This window comes from Aliiroseovarius sp. Z3 (assembly GCF_029105185.1).
Classification (GTDB): Bacteria; Pseudomonadota; Alphaproteobacteria; order Rhodobacterales; family Rhodobacteraceae; genus Aliiroseovarius.
In genome coordinates, this window is sequence record NZ_JAFMZK010000011.1 from 20,238 (window position 1) to 34,987 (window position 14,750).

The window sequence follows — 14,750 nt, forward strand, 5'->3', positions numbered from 1 at the left end:
GAGGAGACCCGTCCACGTCTCGAACTTCCTCATTCATCGGTTCAAAATGGGAGGACAAAACCAATGAACCTCAACCTCAAATCCACCACAGCGGCGCTGCTGGTCCTTGCGGGACCTGCCTTTGCCGACATGGACGCCGCCAAAGCGTTCCTCGATGCGGAAATCGGCGATCTGTCGTCGATCAGCCGCGCCGAGCAGGAAGCGGAGATGCAGTTCTTCATCGACGCTGCCAAGCCGTTCGAGGGCATGGAGATCAAAGTCGTTTCCGAGACCATCACCACGCATGAGTACGAATCTCAGGTGCTGGCCCCGGCCTTTACCGCGATCACCGGCATCCAAGTCACACATGACCTGATTGGCGAAGGTGACGTGGTCGAGAAGCTGCAGACGCAGATGCAGTCGGGCGAAAACATCTATGACGCCTATGTCAATGACTCCGACCTGATCGGCACCCACTGGCGCTACCAGCAGGTGCGCAACCTGACCGACTGGATGGCAGGCGAAGGCGCGGCGGTGACTCTGCCGACCCTGGATCTGGAAGATTTCATCGGCCTGAGCTTCACCACCGGTCCGGATGGCAAAGTCTACCAGATGCCGACCCAGCAGTTCGCGAACCTCTACTGGTTCCGCTATGACTGGTTCAATGACCCCAAAAACCAAGAGGACTTCAAAGCGGCCTATGGCTACGATCTCGGCGTTCCGGTCAACTGGTCGGCCTATGAGGACATCGCGGAATTCTTCACCGGGCGCGACCTGTCGCATCTGGGTGTCGAAGGCGAAGTCTTTGGCAACATGGACTACGGCAAGAAAGACCCCTCGCTAGGCTGGCGCTACACCGATGCGTGGATGTCCATGGCTGGCATGGGAGACGTGGGTGAGCCCAACGGTTTGCCCGTTGACGAATGGGGCATTCGTGTGAACGAAAACTCCCAGCCGACCGGTTCCTGTGTGGCCCGTGGCGGTGCAACCAACTCTCCGGCAGCTGTCTACGCAGTGGAAAAAGCCATCGAGTGGCTGAACAAGTACTCGCCGCCCGCCGCCGCAGGCATGACCTTCTCCGAGGCAGGCCCGATCCCGGCCCAGGGCAACGTGGCCCAGCAGATGTTCTGGTACACCGCTTTCACCGCCGACACGGTCAAGCCGGGTCTTCCGGTGATGAACGAGGACGGTACGCCGAAATGGCGCATGGCACCCAGCCCGCATGGCGTCTACTGGAAAGAAGGCCAGAAGGTCGGCTACCAGGACGCTGGCTCCTGGACGCTGATGCAATCCACCCCGGTGGATCGCGCGCAAGCCGCGTGGCTCTATGCCCAGTTCGTCACCTCCAAGACCGTGGACGTAAAGAAATCCCATGTGGGTCTGACCTTCATCCGCGAATCAACCGTGCAGCATGACAGCTTCACGGAGCGTGCCGACAAACTGGGTGGTCTGGTGGAATTCTACCGTTCCCCGGCACGTGTGGCATGGTCCCCGACCGGCACCAACGTTCCGGATTACCCGAAGCTGGCCCAGCTGTGGTGGCAGAATATCGGTGATGCTATGTCCGGTGCCAAGACCGCACAGGAAGCACTGGACAGCCTTTGCGCCGACCAGGAGCGAGTTCTTGAGCGTCTGGAGCGCGCCGGTATCCAGGGTGACATCGGTCCCAAGCTGAACGAAGAGATGGATGCGGAGCACTGGTTCGCCCAGCCCGGCGCCCCTTACGCCAAGCTTGAGAACGAGGACGAAGAGCCCCAGACCGTCAGCTACGATGCGTTGATCGCGTCCTGGAAGTAAGCCTTCCTCCCCGGTCGGGGCCCTACGGGGCCTCGGCCAATTCAATCCCCCACAAACTCCGCACCGGTTCGGTGCATCGCTACATCGCTTTAAGGAGAGGCGGTCATGACCCATATTCTGGCCATTGATCAGGGCACGACATCGACGCGGGCGATTGTGTATGACGCGGCAATGCAGGCCGTTGCTTCGGCGCAGGAAGAATTCCCCCAGTATTTCCCCGACAGCGGTTGGGTCGAGCATGACCCGGACGATCTCTGGGCGACCACGGCGGCGACCTGCCGGGCGGCCATCGAGAAATCCGGCGGAGCCGATATTGCCGCCATCGGCATCACCAACCAGCGCGAAACCACGCTGGTCTGGGACCGCGCCACGGGCAAGCCCATCCACAATGCCATCGTCTGGCAGGACCGGCGCACCTCGTCCATGTGCAAGGCGCTGAAAGCCGATGGGTTCGAAGAGGTGGTGACAGACCGCACCGGGCTGTTGCTGGACCCGTATTTCAGCGGCACCAAGCTGGCGTGGATACTCGACAACGTTGAAGGTGCCCGCGCCCGGGCCGAGGCCGGAGAGCTGGTCTTTGGTACGGTCGATACATGGCTGGTCTGGAACCTGACCGGCGGCAAGCAGCATGTCACCGACGCCACCAATGCCGCGCGCACGATGCTGTATGACATCCGCAAAGGGCGCTGGTCACGGACGATTTGCGACCGGCTGAACATCCCCATGTCCATGCTTCCCGAGGTGCGCGACTGTGCCGCCGATTTCGGCGAAACGCGTGCCGATCTTTTCGGCCACCCGATCCCGATCCTGGGCATCGCGGGTGATCAGCAGGCGGCCACCGTGGGTCAGGCCTGTTTCGAACCGGGGATGTTGAAATCCACTTATGGAACGGGCTGTTTCGCGCTGATCAACACGGGCGACACGCCCGTTCGGTCACAAAACCGGCTGCTCACCACCATCGCCTATCAGCTGGACGGCAAGCCGACCTATGCGCTGGAAGGCTCGATCTTTATCGCCGGTGCCGTGGTGCAATGGTTGCGCGACGGGCTGAAGATCATCCGCGAGGCCAAGGAAACCCAACCGCTGGCAGACGTCGCAGATCCGGCTCAAAACGTGGTGCTTGTGCCGGCCTTCACCGGGCTGGGCGCGCCTTATTGGAACGCCGAATGCCGCGGGGCGGTGTTTGGCCTGACCCGCGGCTCTGGGCCTGAAGAGTTAGCCCGCGCGGCGCTGGAAAGCGTGGGCTACCAGACCCGCGATCTTCTGGCAGCGATGCAGGCGGATATGGGCGGGGCAAGCGACGCGGTGCTTCGGGTCGACGGCGGCATGAGCGCCTCGGATTACACGATGCAATTCCTCTCTGACATCATCGACGCCCGCGTGGACCGGCCCAAGGTGCTGGAAACCACCGCCCTTGGCGCGGCCTGGCTCGCAGGCAGTCGCGCCGGGATCTATCCCGACATGGACGGCTTCGCCGCGACCTGGGCGCTGGAGCGCAGCTTCGAGCCGTCGATGAGCTCCGAGGACCGCGACCGAAAATATGCCGCCTGGCAACGGGCCGTGAGCGCGACGATGAGTTTCTGATCATGTCCGAACCGATCACCCTGCGCCGCTTCCTGACCCGCTATGCCGAGCCCGGCGGGCTTGATCCCAATCTCATTTTTCTGATCGAGGATATCGCCTCGGCCTGCCGTGTGATCGGCAACCGGCTGCGCAGCGCGGCGTTCGAAGGCAATCACGGCCTTGCCGGGGACACCAATGTGCAGGGCGAAGATCAGAAAAAGCTCGACGTGATCGCCGACGAGGTCTTTGCCCGGATCTGCGAAAGCTCGCCGCGTCTTGCCGCGCTGGTCAGCGAAGAGCGTGAAGACGCGGTCTGGCTCAAGGAGCCGGAGGGCGGCGATTATCTCCTGTTCTACGATCCGCTGGACGGATCCTCGAATATCGACGTGAACCTGTCGGTCGGCTCGATTTTTTCGATCTGTACCGTGGGCACGGATGGCGACCGCGATGTGCTCAAGGCTGGGGACGCGCAGCACTGTTCGGGATACGCGATCTATGGCCCGACCATGATGCTGGTCCTGACCGTGGGCAGCGGCGTCTACGGGTTTTCCTGTGAATACGGCACCGGCGATTTCCGCTTGACCCATCCGCGCATGACGATCCCGGCGGAAACTTCCGAGTTCGCCATCAACGCCTCGCGCTATCGTCTATGGGACGCACCTGTGCGGCGCTATGTGGATGAATGCTCGGCTGGGATGACCGGCCCGTGCGGGCGCGATTTCAACATGCGCTGGACCGCGTCGATGGTGGCCGAGGTGCACCGTATCCTGACGCGCGGCGGCGTGTTCCTCTACCCGGTAGATGACGGCAACCGCGCAGCAGGTGGAAAACTGCGTTTGCTCTACGAGGCTAGCCCGATGGCGCTTTTGGTGGAACAAGCGGGCGGCGCCGCCACGGACGGCCATAGTCGCATTCTCGATCTTCAGCCCACGGGCCATCATCAGCGCGTGCCGGTCATCCTTGGTTCCGCCAACGAGGTGGACCGAATTGCACAATATCATACTGCGGACGCCGGTTCGGCCGCGTCCTGAGGAAAGGACCCTCCCATGGCTCTCGTATCCCTTTGTCAGCTGCTCGATCACGCGGCGGAACATGATTACGCGCTGCCCGCGTTCAACGTGAACAACATGGAGCAGATGCTGGCCATCATGGCAGCAGCGGACGCCACCCAAAGCCCGGTCATCATGCAGGCCAGCCGGGGGGCGCGCGCCTTTGCCAATGACATCGTGCTGTCGCATCTGATCCGTGCCGCGATCGAGCTTTACCCGCATATCCCCGTCTGCATGCATCAAGACCACGGCAACGCGCCAGCCACCTGCCTGTCGGCGATCACCAACGGATTTTCCTCGGTCATGATGGATGGCTCGCTGAAAGCCGATGGCAAGACACCGACCACGTTTGAAGAGAATGTCGCGGTGACGGCCAAGGTGGTCGAAATGGCGCATCTGGTGGGTGTGTCGGTCGAGGGGGAGATCGGGCATCTGGGGTCGCTCGAAACCCTGCGCGGCGAGGCGGAGGACGGGCACGGGTTCGAAGGGGCCTTGTCGCGTGAACAGCTCCTGACCGACCCGGAAGAAGCGGCCAAATTTGTGCGGCTGACCGGCGTCGATGCGCTGGCCGTGGCCATCGGGACATCGCACGGAGCCTACAAGTTCACCCGCAAACCCGATGGCGAGATCCTCGCGATTGACCGTTTGCGCGAGATTCATGCACGCTTGCCGGACACGCATCTGGTGATGCATGGCTCTTCCTCGGTGCCGCAGGATTTGCAGGATATCATCAACGCCCATGGCGGCGAGATTGCCCCGACATGGGGCGTACCGGTCGAGGAAATCCAGCAGGGCATCCGCTATGGCGTGCGCAAGGTCAACGTGGATACGGACCTGAGGCTGGCGCTGACCGGCGCGATCCGCACAGTCTTTGCCAAACATCCCGGTGAGTTCGATCCACGCAAATACCTCGCCCCCGGGATCGAGGCCATGTCCGCCGTCTGCCGCGACCGTTTCGAGCAATTCGGCAGCGTGGGCCATGCGCCGCGGATCAGGCCCATCGCCTTGTCAGACATGGCAGCGCATTATGTGCGCCAGGAAATCGGGAGCACCACCGCCGCATGACGGGTTTTGCGCTGACCGCTCCGAACCGCACGATTTTCGGTCGTGACTGTCGTGTTACGACCGCGGATGAGATCGCACGGATAGGATCCCGTGTGTTGCTGGTTCGGGGAAGGTCGGTCTCCTGGGTTGACGAACTGGCAGCGGAATTGACCCGCTTGGGCGGTTCCCTGAAGATTGTGTGTTCAGCCGGAGAACCGGATCTGGACGACGTCCGTGATGCCGTTGCCATCGCCCGGGATCACAGGGCGGAGTGCATTGTCTCGGTCGGAGGCGGAGCGATAATCGACTTGGGCAAGGCAGTTGCCGGGCTCTGCGTGAGCGAGGGCGATCCCGCGGAATATCTTGAACAGGGCAACGCATCCCCGCGACAGCTGAACGAACCGTTGCCTTTCATTGCCATGCCGACAACCGCCGGAACCGGAGCCGAAGCGACGCGGAACGCGGTGATTGGCGTTCCTGAACTGGAGGCAAAGATCAGCCTTCGCGACCCGCGCCTCGTCCCGGACCTGGCGATCGTGGATCCCGCACTGACTGACGGGTCCCCCAAAAGTCTGACGCTGGCGAGCGGGCTGGACGCGATCACCCAGTTCATCGAAAGCTATCTGTGCAACCGGGCCAATCCGGTGACGGACGCCCTGTGCGAGGCCAATATCCGACCGGCCATGGCCGCATTGCACAGGCTGATGGAAGGCGAAGATCCTCAGGCACGGGACACAATGGCGCGCGCAAGCTTTCTCAGCGGCATTGCGCTGGCGAATTCCGGCTTGGGGATCATACATGGTCTGGCCTCCGTCATCGGTGGGCGCGGTGCCCCCCATGGTGCTATCTGTGGCCGACTTCTGGCCCCTGGACTGACCGTAAATGCCGAAGCCCTGACGCGCCTATCCGCGGACACTGTGCGTTTTGACAAAGTGAACGGGTGGCTGGCCGATGGGCTTGGCGACCCCGGCGGGAGCGGAGCATCGGCCCTGCATTGCTTTATCGAGTCCAAAGGATTGCCGAGTTTGTGCGATTTAGGCATTGCCGAGTCAGAATTCGATAGTATCGCAAAGCTGAGCGCGTATGCTTCATCCACCAAAGCAAATCCCGTTGCGCTTGAACACGCAGACATCTGTCGCATCTTGCAAATCGCCTGAACGATGGGATCAAAAAGCAGCCCGTGAAAATTCGCATTGGTATGATTGTTGTCTCGGTCTGCTTCACGGGTCAGCCCGACATTCGAATCCCATTTCATACCGAAGTCACCGTGAATGATAACTTGCCTGACGAACGCATCCGAGTAATGGCGATATAGATCTCCCGGGAGATCAATGTCTGCTTTGACGATCCCCTCAGGTGCATGCTGCGAAGCGGCGAACGACCGGATTCCGCCCGTTCGAGACGGTTTTGGATGAACTTCCTCCAACATTGACTTTCAGAAAAACATATATTAGTTTCTGACAAGGAGGTAAGTCATGATCACGTCGAAGATCAAACAACGCATCATCGGAAAAGGCCGCGGCGCAATCTTTGCACCGTCAGATTTTCTGGACATCGGGTCCCGCGCCAGCGTGGATCAGGCGTTGTCGCGTCTGGCGGATCAGGCGGTGATCCGACGCCTGACGCGGGGGCTCTATGACTATCCCAAGAAAAGCTCGCGCTTTGGCTATCTGTCGCCGTCCGCGGACGATGTCGCGCAGGCTGTGGCTCGCAAGGACAACCAGGTCCTGCAGCCCTCCCCTGCTATGGCGGCCAACCAGTTGGGGCTCTCCACCCAGGTGCCGTCCAAACCGACCTATATGACCGATGGCCCAACACGGGTCAAAACAATCGGTCGGCAGGTGATCCAGTTCCGCAATGCCTCCTCCAAGACGCTAGTTGGTGCCGGCCAGAAAACCGGTGCCGTGTTTCAGGCGCTGCGTTATGTCGGCAAGGACCGGGTCGACGATCAGGTGATTGGCAAGTTGGCACGCTTGCTTGATGACAAGGATAGAGCTTTGCTTTCCAAGCAAAGCAAGCATGTGCCCGCTTGGATGCATCCTGTCGTGCAGCAGATCGTTGCGCACGCCTGAGTATGGATCAGTTTGCCAACGACACCCCTGAACAACGAGAAGAGGCCTTCCAAGAGGCCGCGGCGCAGCTCGGGATGTCCAAGGCTATCATTGAGAAAGATTTCTGGGTCTGCTGGTCCCTGAAACAGCTCTTTGCCCTGCCCTCCTTTGGCGATCACATGATTTTCAAGGGAGGGACATCTCTTTCCAAAGCCTATGACGTGATCCACCGCTTCTCGGAAGATGTGGATCTATCCCTCGATCGCGCACAGTTGGGTTTTGAAGGTGACCGCGATCCTGAAAACCCGGATTTATCCGGAAAGAAACAGAAACAGCTATTGCAAGAGTTGCAGGATGCGGCCGAGGCGGAAGTCTCCGGGCCACTTTTGGCTGAAATACAGGCCGCTTTCGATGCCGGTCTGGATCAGGGTTTCTCCCTGACAGTTGACCCAGGCGACGCACAAACCCTGCTTTTCGCCTATCCATCCTTGTCGGACAGTGCCGGCGGTTACGTCAAACCCATTGTTCGCTTTGAGTTTGGGGCGCGGGGCGTCCATCTTCCCGCCGAGGTCAGAGAGATATCGTCTTATGTTCATCAGGCCTTTCCCGACCTGCTGGGATCAAGTGGGGTGGATGTGAACGTGTTGGGTGTCGAGCGGACCTTCTGGGAAAAGGCAACGATCCTGCACATGCTATATCATCAGGATGCTGCTAAACCCCTCGCTGACCGGATGTCGCGCCACTACTACGACATGGCTCAGCTCATCGGTCATGAGGCCAAAGAGAGTGCTGTCGGCAGCCTTGATTTGCTGCAACAAGTCGCGCATCACAAATCGGTTTTCTTCAAAGCCGCTTGGGCCAACTACGAAGACGCCAAACCAGGGTCCCTGAGATTGATGCCGAATGCGGAACTTACCGCCGCTTTGCGACGGGACTATTCCGGCATGCGGGAGATGATCATCGGACGCGCGCCGGCCTTCGATGACATACTGGGTGCAATTGAAGCTTTTGAGGCTGAAATCAACAGCTGAACAATTGGTCTGAATTTAGTCTGGGACAATTGGAAAGGAGCCTTGACGAAGGTGGGGATATCCTGCAGGTTGAATTCGGCCTCTAGTGCATGCCAGTGTGCCCGCCACGCAAAGCTACGCAGCACTTCATTCATAAATGAACAACCCAGACCAATTTCGGGATCTGGTTAGTAGCGGGCACCTAGTCGGATCCCTATTTTGGGAACTGAACAATGACTACGAAAACTAAAATCGATCAACTGAAACTCCTGGCTAAACGCTATGCGCATGCCACGCGCTCTAACCACCGTGAGGCGCTTGATGCGATTGCCTCTGAATTGGGCTTTCCGCATTGGAAGGCGCTCACGGTCAAGGCCAAGCAAGGCTGGATGCCGAGCGAAGAAGAGCTTGCCAAGGCCGATACCTTTGTTCGTGAATTCTTCCCCTCACTTGGAGGCAAGCCGCAATTCATTGAGCAAAGCATGTTGCGACCAGTCAGCGAGCCGATCAAAGCCGGCGAGATTGATGGGCATGCCTATCAACTCTTTGAATCCTTCGGTGACATTCGCATGGAAGGCAATGGGTGGCGCATCCTTATCGGAGAGGCGGATTTCTCGCAGCCCGTGGTAGAGATCGAGACGACACACAAAGAGGCCAGCCCAGCCAATAACCCGGGCTTTGTCGAGAAAGCGCTTGCGATTGCGGAAGCACAGGCCTTGAAAATTCGTGCAGCCATAGCGTCTGATTGGCCTCGGCGCTCGACCAGACCAAACGCCAAAGGCGAAGTCGTTCACCCGTTAAACGATGACCGGGCCGCGGAATGGTATTGTCTTCACTGCGATGGCAAAATCACGGGGGCTCAAATTGCTGAAAACCTTTGGCACTGCCCGAGTTGCGGTGCGTCTCCTCTGAATATCTTCACATCGCCGTGGTGGTTGGAAGAAAGCGATGAGGAGCCAAAAGCTGTTGAATGGGTTGATGGTCGGACGCTGCCCGAGCCTAGGATCGACGTGGTGGATTCCAGACCAACTCTGAGGTTGGATGAGGAGAGTATTTCCTTGCTTCTACGGATCGCGCTTCTTGAAGATGCCACCAACTCGGGAGAGCGGCTCGGTGCTTTGTTGGCTGAGATCAGTGTCGATGATGAGAACGACGCTTGGATCACCTTCGATGAAGATCTTTGGCCTGAAGACAAGGACCCCGGTGCGGCCATAGCGGTTGCCGACAAGCTTGGCATCGAGCTCGAGCTTGCGATGACCTGTATGACGTTTCCGTTCACTTGGCCGGGTTTGGGACACGTGACTGCCAGCACCAGCGAGTATCTCGGGCATCTTCTGGATGCGTACGCAGAGCATGGGGTGATTATTCGTAACAATGATGATCACGAGTGATTGAGCGTCACTTAGCTCCACCGGCTCTGTCGGTGGAGCTTACAGGATCCATCTCGGGTCCGCATTGTGAGGTTTTGTTTTTCTCTACGCCTGAGGTTTTGTCTCGCTTTCCCTCTCGGTGGCGTTCTCAGCTTGAAACCAAAGATGTGGCGGAAGTGGGAGCCGGTGGTGACGGCAAGCCATCAGCAACAAGGGTACCAACCCCCGCTGAATTGCCGACATTTCATTGAGTGCTTTGAAGTTATCGACGATCTCGTCGATCTGGCTTCCCAAAGAACGACTCTGCCCCTCCAGCTCCATCATCGGAACGGGGATTGCGATGCCCTGGCTTGTTCCCTGCCGCCAGAAAAACTCTTCCGACCCATCTCGCGGAACCCAGACTTGCTGTGTCATGTCAGGAAGCTCCTCTGCGATGGTTTTCTCCAAAGCGGCCAGTTGTTCAATTTCTTGAATTCGCTCCAAGGAAACTTTCAGAAAAGGCACAAGAACGCTGCCCTTGGTGGATTTCTTGAAATACTCATCGCTTAAATTGACCGGATGGCGAGCCAACTCGCGATAGTCCTGAAAATGGGTGGGCCACGATTTCCTGAGCCGATATCGGTAGTTCAGGCGCGTTGCGATCTCCACCACATAGCCAGAGACATTCGGAACATCCCCTCCCCCTTGGGCCAACAGCATGAGCATGCCGATTTCGATATGGTGATCATCGCGGAGCGGTGTTGTGAGTGTTGGGTTTTGATTGATCAGCGACACAGCAATGTTCTGACATTGGTCTCGTAGTCTCAGGTGCTGCTCACGTTGTTTCCCATCCGATTTCACACCTATGAAGTGATGCCATAGCCCAAGGAGTGCGGAACGCCCCATCGCTTCAAAAAGTGCAAGGTTGATATCAAGCTCCGAACCCGACCGTACTGCGCTTGATACCGCGTGCTTTTTATCCGCATGCGGTCCAATTTTCTCAACGATCAGTTTCTGACCGATCGTTAGGTAGAGTGAAAGAACATGATCGACGATTTCAGAGCGTGCTTTGCGTTCCTTTTTCTTGGCACTAGCACTCCGATTGAGCACATCCCAAGAGTACAGTAAGGCAAGTTCACTGCACCGGTAGGGCGCTTCCAAGTTCTCAGCCTCAACACCGTTGCTTACCAAAATCCAGAGACAGATAACCAGTTGGCGAAGGCGGGTTGTGCCTCGGTGGTCGTCCTCGATTTCTTCGGTCAGCTCATGTATCAGCTCTCGGAAATGTCGATATGACGTGTCCGGCTCGCTGACCATTGCCACGGCCTTCTGAAAGGCCACTCGGCGATCTACATCCAGAAGTTCTCGATTGAGAAGTCCGGACAAAATCAGGTTCGCCAAGCGATCCCCATTCCATTCGCGGTAGCGTATCGTGTCCGTTGTGTTCTTTTCGACGTAGCCTCGCCAATACGACCGAACGACTTCCTTGAGCTCACCTCCCATGCAAATGCAGATCGAAATCGGGAGCTTGGAGTACTGTTCGGGGATACGATTTGGAATATAGTCGTAGCGTATCTCATCCAATGAGGGCATGACATCCTGAGGCTTGCCTCCGTTCCAATCCGTTCGCCCCAAATCGCCAGACTTTATCAAGAAGAGGTGCAGCGCTTTCTCGCCATCTGCGTCCGGGTCGGGGCCGACTGCCGCAACATCAACGCCAGCCTGTTTCGTTCCGCGTCCAGGATGATGAATGACCTCGTACCCGATTTCACTGAGCAGCTGCGGCAGCAGCACATCAAGCTCATCTCTTTCCTTGAGACCTTGAACATATTGCCGAACGATCAGCTTCATTGTTCAACCATCCGTTCGTTGCGAAACTGATGTAGCAGCATGTCCAGCCCAATGGGATCAACAAATATTCCCTTTGGTAGCTCGGAGCTTATGCTGATCTCTGAAAAGGGCATGGTCTTTTGTTCCAGTTCTTCGGCACTCGTCATGATGTTGAAGGCAGACCTGTCACCATAAAGCAGGTGCTGCGTTGTAAATAGATCAGCGAAAATAGACCGTCGTCCGGCCTCATCACGCGTGCGTTCAGCTTCTTCCATCTTTTGGAAATCAACCACTGCACACGCGCTTTCACTTGGCTCAAATTCGACAATTTCGCGGGCTTCCCTGCAACCGTCCCAGACTATTTGTGCGCGTTGCAAAACCTTCTCGATATCTGTGCGGCTGGTTTCATTGTCTTTGGCAAATGCCTCGAGCCAGTCCTTCAGAGTACCACTGTAGCTCAGCAGCAATGGATCGTAGAGAAGGTCGATTGCATGTTGCTTGGCTTCAGGTTGGCCACGCTCCAAAACGGCGACAGAGAAGGCCGCTGCCGTCATTGGATGGATAAACAGATAGCCAATTGCTTTTCGGCACAGAAAGATCTGCTCATCAGCGGTTTCCGGAAGTGGAATTTCATCGACTGCGAATACAGGGGCAATTTGGTTGATTTCAGAAATGGCTTGGTTAAGGGCGGCACAGGAGAAAAAGCTACCCGAAGACAACCAGTCCGTCGTCAACCGAGCAAGTTGTTCTGAGTTTCCTTGGGTCAGTTTGTGAAAAAATGAGTCCAGCGCATCACTACCAATGGCACCTTTAGAAATGTCGATGATCGCGCGGGCGGCAGAACTCGCACTCTGAATCTCGTTTCTATCGACTAGCTTCGACAAAGCCATGTCGATTTCATCAATGGTCCCCTTGTTCTCGGGCTTCACGGAAGCGAGTTGTCGCAAGCACTTGCCTGTCTCATCTTCGCTCATCTCCACTTGGTGCCAATTCAACAACGACGCTGCTAAATGGATAACGTGGTCATCGATTGAGGCGAAGAGCTTGTCCAGAACGGGGAGGAGCAATGAGCGATCTACGTCTTTATCTTTGGCGACAATGTCGTAGATGGCTCTAGTGATACCACATGATGTCTTAATGTCCGCTGCCAATGCTAGGGCAATGGTTTGTTCTACGGCGGCGAGGACTTGGTCCGCGTTCAAGTGCATGCGCGACAATGCCAGGACACCAGCTGTTTGTTCTTCTTCGCTACGATCAAGGCAAGCGACTGCCTCGTCGAAATCTGCCTTGGCTTGCAATGCGAACACCAGGTGAAGGCGGGCCAGTTCGTTCCCGTCTTTAGCTAGCTGAATGACTTCGTCTGATCGACTCGGGTCCACTTCACACCATTTTCTGAAGGCAGCGTTCGGTTGATTGGCGGCAAGGTCAGCGCCGCCTGTTTCGACAAGAAATTGAACCAGTTCAGTTAATTCGGATGGTGCTGTTTGAAGAAGGGGAATGACCTCACACAGGATCTGACCTGAGCCCCAAGTTTCCTCCACCTCACGGAGAGTCCTTGGGTTTGATTTGATGGCCTTACGCGGCCCGTTTGTCCATGTTCATTTTCTCTGCAAATTCCGTCGGTGTCAGGTTTCCGAGCGCCGAGTGTGGTCTGTGGGTGTTGTAATCCTCCTGCCATGCTTCCAACACTTCCCGAGCTTCGGCCAGTGAGCTGAAGAGCGTTTCGTTGAGGCATTCGTCGCGCAGCTTGCCGTTGAAGCTTTCGATGAATGCGTTCTGGGTTGGTTTTCCCGGCGCGATGTAATGCCAGTCGATCCCGGTGTCCTGAACCCACCGCAGGATGGCCATGCTGGCGAACTCGGTGCCGTTGTCAGACACGATTGTTCCCGGCATCCCGCGTTCGGAAATGACCCGGTCCAGTTCCCGCGTGACCCGCAAGCCCGACAGGGATGTGTCGGCGATCAGTGCCAAGTTCTCACGGGTATGGTCGTCTACCACGGCAAGGATGCGGAACCGGCGGCCGTCGGTGAAGGCGTCTGAGACGAAGTCCAGGCTCCAACGCTGGTTCTCACCATCCGGCACAACCATCGGCTTTCGCGTGCCCAGAGCCCGCTTCCGACCGCCCCTGCGAAGCACTTGTAGCTTCTCTTCGCGATAGATCCTTCTGAGCTTCTTGTGGTTCACCTCGAAGCCTTCACGCTGGATCATGACATGGATGCGACGATACCCGAACCGGCGGCGCTCTTTCGAAACCCGCTTGATCGCATCACGCAAATCCGCGTCTTCGGCCCGGCGGGACTGATAGCGCACCGTCGACCGATCCACGTCCAGAGCAGAGCACGCCCGACGCTGGCTCACCTGATGGACCTCCACCAGATGCGCCACCGCCTTCCGCTTGGCATCGGGCGTTACCACTTTTTTGAGTTCACATCCCGAAGCATGGCGTTGTCCAACATCTGTTCCGCCAGCAGCTTCTTCAGCTTGGCGTTCTCTGTCTCAAGCGCACGCAGCTTCTTGGCATCTGACGGCTCCATCCCGCCATATTTGGATTTGTATTTATAGAACGTGCCCTGGCTAATCCCATAGCGCCTGCACACGTCAGCAGTCCGCTCGCCTGCTTCCTGCTCCTTGATCATCTGGATGATCTGTTCGTCGGTGAATCTCGTCTTCATTTATCCGTCCTTAAGTTGGGCGGACTCTACACAAAACTGGAGGAGATTCAGGGGCTCAGGTCAGATCGTTTGAACTTCGAAGAATCTCGAGCCTTCGAGCCCTGCCAGAAGCTCTCGGTCCTCCTGGGTAAACAATCGGTTGCGCTTTGATGCAGCGACCGCGATCGCATCGACTAGCTGCTCGTCTTGGTATGCCCCCAGCGAAAGCTGGCAAACAAATCCCATAAAGCCGTTTGTGCCGATTTCGGCTTCAACTTGATTAGGCTTGAACTGTCGGTTCCTTCGCAACCGCGATATCTCCTTAGATTGTGTATTGGAGTTCTACTGCACCCTAGGTGTAGTTCCGCGGCCTATGGGTGGCAACTGTATTGGCGGGCCTGTTGATGCTGCACTGCTTCGGCTACCG

The 14,750-nt window shown here is 57.5% G+C and carries 11 protein-coding genes; 8 read left to right on the forward strand and 3 right to left on the reverse strand.

Going from position 1 to position 14,750, the window contains the following annotated elements; genetic code table 11:
- The first annotated feature begins 63 nt into the window (after positions 1-63).
- The 8 genes from J3R80_RS16500 to J3R80_RS16535 all read left to right on the forward strand — a co-directional run bounded on the left by J3R80_RS16500 (position 64) and on the right by J3R80_RS16535 (position 9,884).
- Positions 64-1,776 (forward strand): ABC transporter substrate-binding protein, encoded by a 1,713-nt coding sequence (locus J3R80_RS16500; protein WP_095587542.1) that lies wholly within the window; start codon positions 64-66, stop codon positions 1,774-1,776.
- A 105-nt stretch (positions 1,777-1,881) separates the two neighbouring features.
- On the forward strand, positions 1,882-3,360 hold the full coding sequence (glpK, locus tag J3R80_RS16505; protein ID WP_095587543.1) for a glycerol kinase GlpK: 1,479 nt from the start codon (positions 1,882-1,884) through the stop codon (positions 3,358-3,360).
- A 2-nt stretch (positions 3,361-3,362) separates the two neighbouring features.
- The gene (locus tag J3R80_RS16510) at positions 3,363-4,370 is read left to right on the forward strand and encodes a class 1 fructose-bisphosphatase (RefSeq protein WP_275394887.1); all 1,008 of its coding nucleotides are present in this window, start codon (positions 3,363-3,365) and stop codon (positions 4,368-4,370) included.
- A 15-nt stretch (positions 4,371-4,385) separates the two neighbouring features.
- Positions 4,386-5,453 (forward strand): class II fructose-bisphosphate aldolase, encoded by a 1,068-nt coding sequence (gene fba / locus J3R80_RS16515; RefSeq protein ID WP_275394888.1) that lies wholly within the window; start codon positions 4,386-4,388, stop codon positions 5,451-5,453.
- A complete protein-coding gene (locus J3R80_RS16520) occupies positions 5,450-6,589 on the forward strand; it encodes an iron-containing alcohol dehydrogenase (RefSeq protein ID WP_095587546.1) in 1,140 nt (379 codons plus the stop codon). Before fba ends, J3R80_RS16520 begins: the two co-directional genes overlap by 4 nt.
- A gap of 318 nt (positions 6,590-6,907) precedes the next feature.
- Positions 6,908-7,504, forward strand: coding sequence for a DUF6088 family protein (locus J3R80_RS16525; RefSeq protein WP_275394889.1), 597 nt, complete (start codon positions 6,908-6,910; stop codon positions 7,502-7,504).
- A gap of 2 nt (positions 7,505-7,506) precedes the next feature.
- Positions 7,507-8,514: a nucleotidyl transferase AbiEii/AbiGii toxin family protein gene (locus J3R80_RS16530; protein WP_275394890.1), complete on the forward strand. Its 1,008-nt coding sequence runs from the start codon at positions 7,507-7,509 to the stop codon at positions 8,512-8,514.
- A 212-nt stretch (positions 8,515-8,726) separates the two neighbouring features.
- The gene (locus tag J3R80_RS16535) at positions 8,727-9,884 is read left to right on the forward strand and encodes a hypothetical protein (protein WP_275394891.1); all 1,158 of its coding nucleotides are present in this window, start codon (positions 8,727-8,729) and stop codon (positions 9,882-9,884) included.
- 84 nt (positions 9,885-9,968) lie between these two features.
- Here the strand turns inward: J3R80_RS16535 and J3R80_RS16540 are convergent, their stop codons facing one another.
- The 3 genes from J3R80_RS16540 to J3R80_RS16550 form a co-directional block, all read right to left on the reverse strand.
- Positions 9,969-11,693 (reverse strand): hypothetical protein, encoded by a 1,725-nt coding sequence (locus J3R80_RS16540; protein ID WP_275394892.1) that lies wholly within the window; start codon positions 11,691-11,693, stop codon positions 9,969-9,971.
- Complete coding sequence (locus J3R80_RS16545; protein ID WP_275394893.1) at positions 11,690-13,213, reverse strand: hypothetical protein; 1,524 nt, start codon at positions 13,211-13,213, stop codon at positions 11,690-11,692. The genes J3R80_RS16540 and J3R80_RS16545 overlap by 4 nt, the downstream gene beginning before the upstream one ends.
- Positions 13,214-13,247: 34 nt before the next feature.
- A protein-coding gene (locus J3R80_RS16550; RefSeq protein ID WP_275394894.1) for an IS3 family transposase occupies positions 13,248-14,344 on the reverse strand; the annotation gives its coding sequence in 2 pieces (ribosomal slippage) (positions 13,248-14,095 and positions 14,095-14,344; 1,098 coding nt in all).
- Positions 14,345-14,750 lie beyond the last annotated feature (406 nt).

Bases quoted from the DNA above. Each gene is read 5' to 3' on its own strand.
- J3R80_RS16500 (WP_095587542.1), top strand. From the start codon at position 64: ATGAACCTCAACCTCAAATCCACCACAGCGGCGCTGCTGGTCCTTGCG.
- glpK (WP_095587543.1), top strand. From the start codon at position 1,882: ATGACCCATATTCTGGCCATTGATCAGGGCACGACATCGACGCGGGCG.
- J3R80_RS16510 (WP_275394887.1), top strand. From the start codon at position 3,363: ATGTCCGAACCGATCACCCTGCGCCGCTTCCTGACCCGCTATGCCGAG.
- fba (WP_275394888.1), top strand. From the start codon at position 4,386: ATGGCTCTCGTATCCCTTTGTCAGCTGCTCGATCACGCGGCGGAACAT.
- J3R80_RS16520 (WP_095587546.1), top strand. From the start codon at position 5,450: ATGACGGGTTTTGCGCTGACCGCTCCGAACCGCACGATTTTCGGTCGT.
- J3R80_RS16525 (WP_275394889.1), top strand. From the start codon at position 6,908: ATGATCACGTCGAAGATCAAACAACGCATCATCGGAAAAGGCCGCGGC.
- J3R80_RS16530 (WP_275394890.1), top strand. From the start codon at position 7,507: ATGGATCAGTTTGCCAACGACACCCCTGAACAACGAGAAGAGGCCTTC.
- J3R80_RS16535 (WP_275394891.1), top strand. From the start codon at position 8,727: ATGACTACGAAAACTAAAATCGATCAACTGAAACTCCTGGCTAAACGC.
- J3R80_RS16540 (WP_275394892.1), bottom strand. From the start codon at position 11,693: ATGAAGCTGATCGTTCGGCAATATGTTCAAGGTCTCAAGGAAAGAGAT.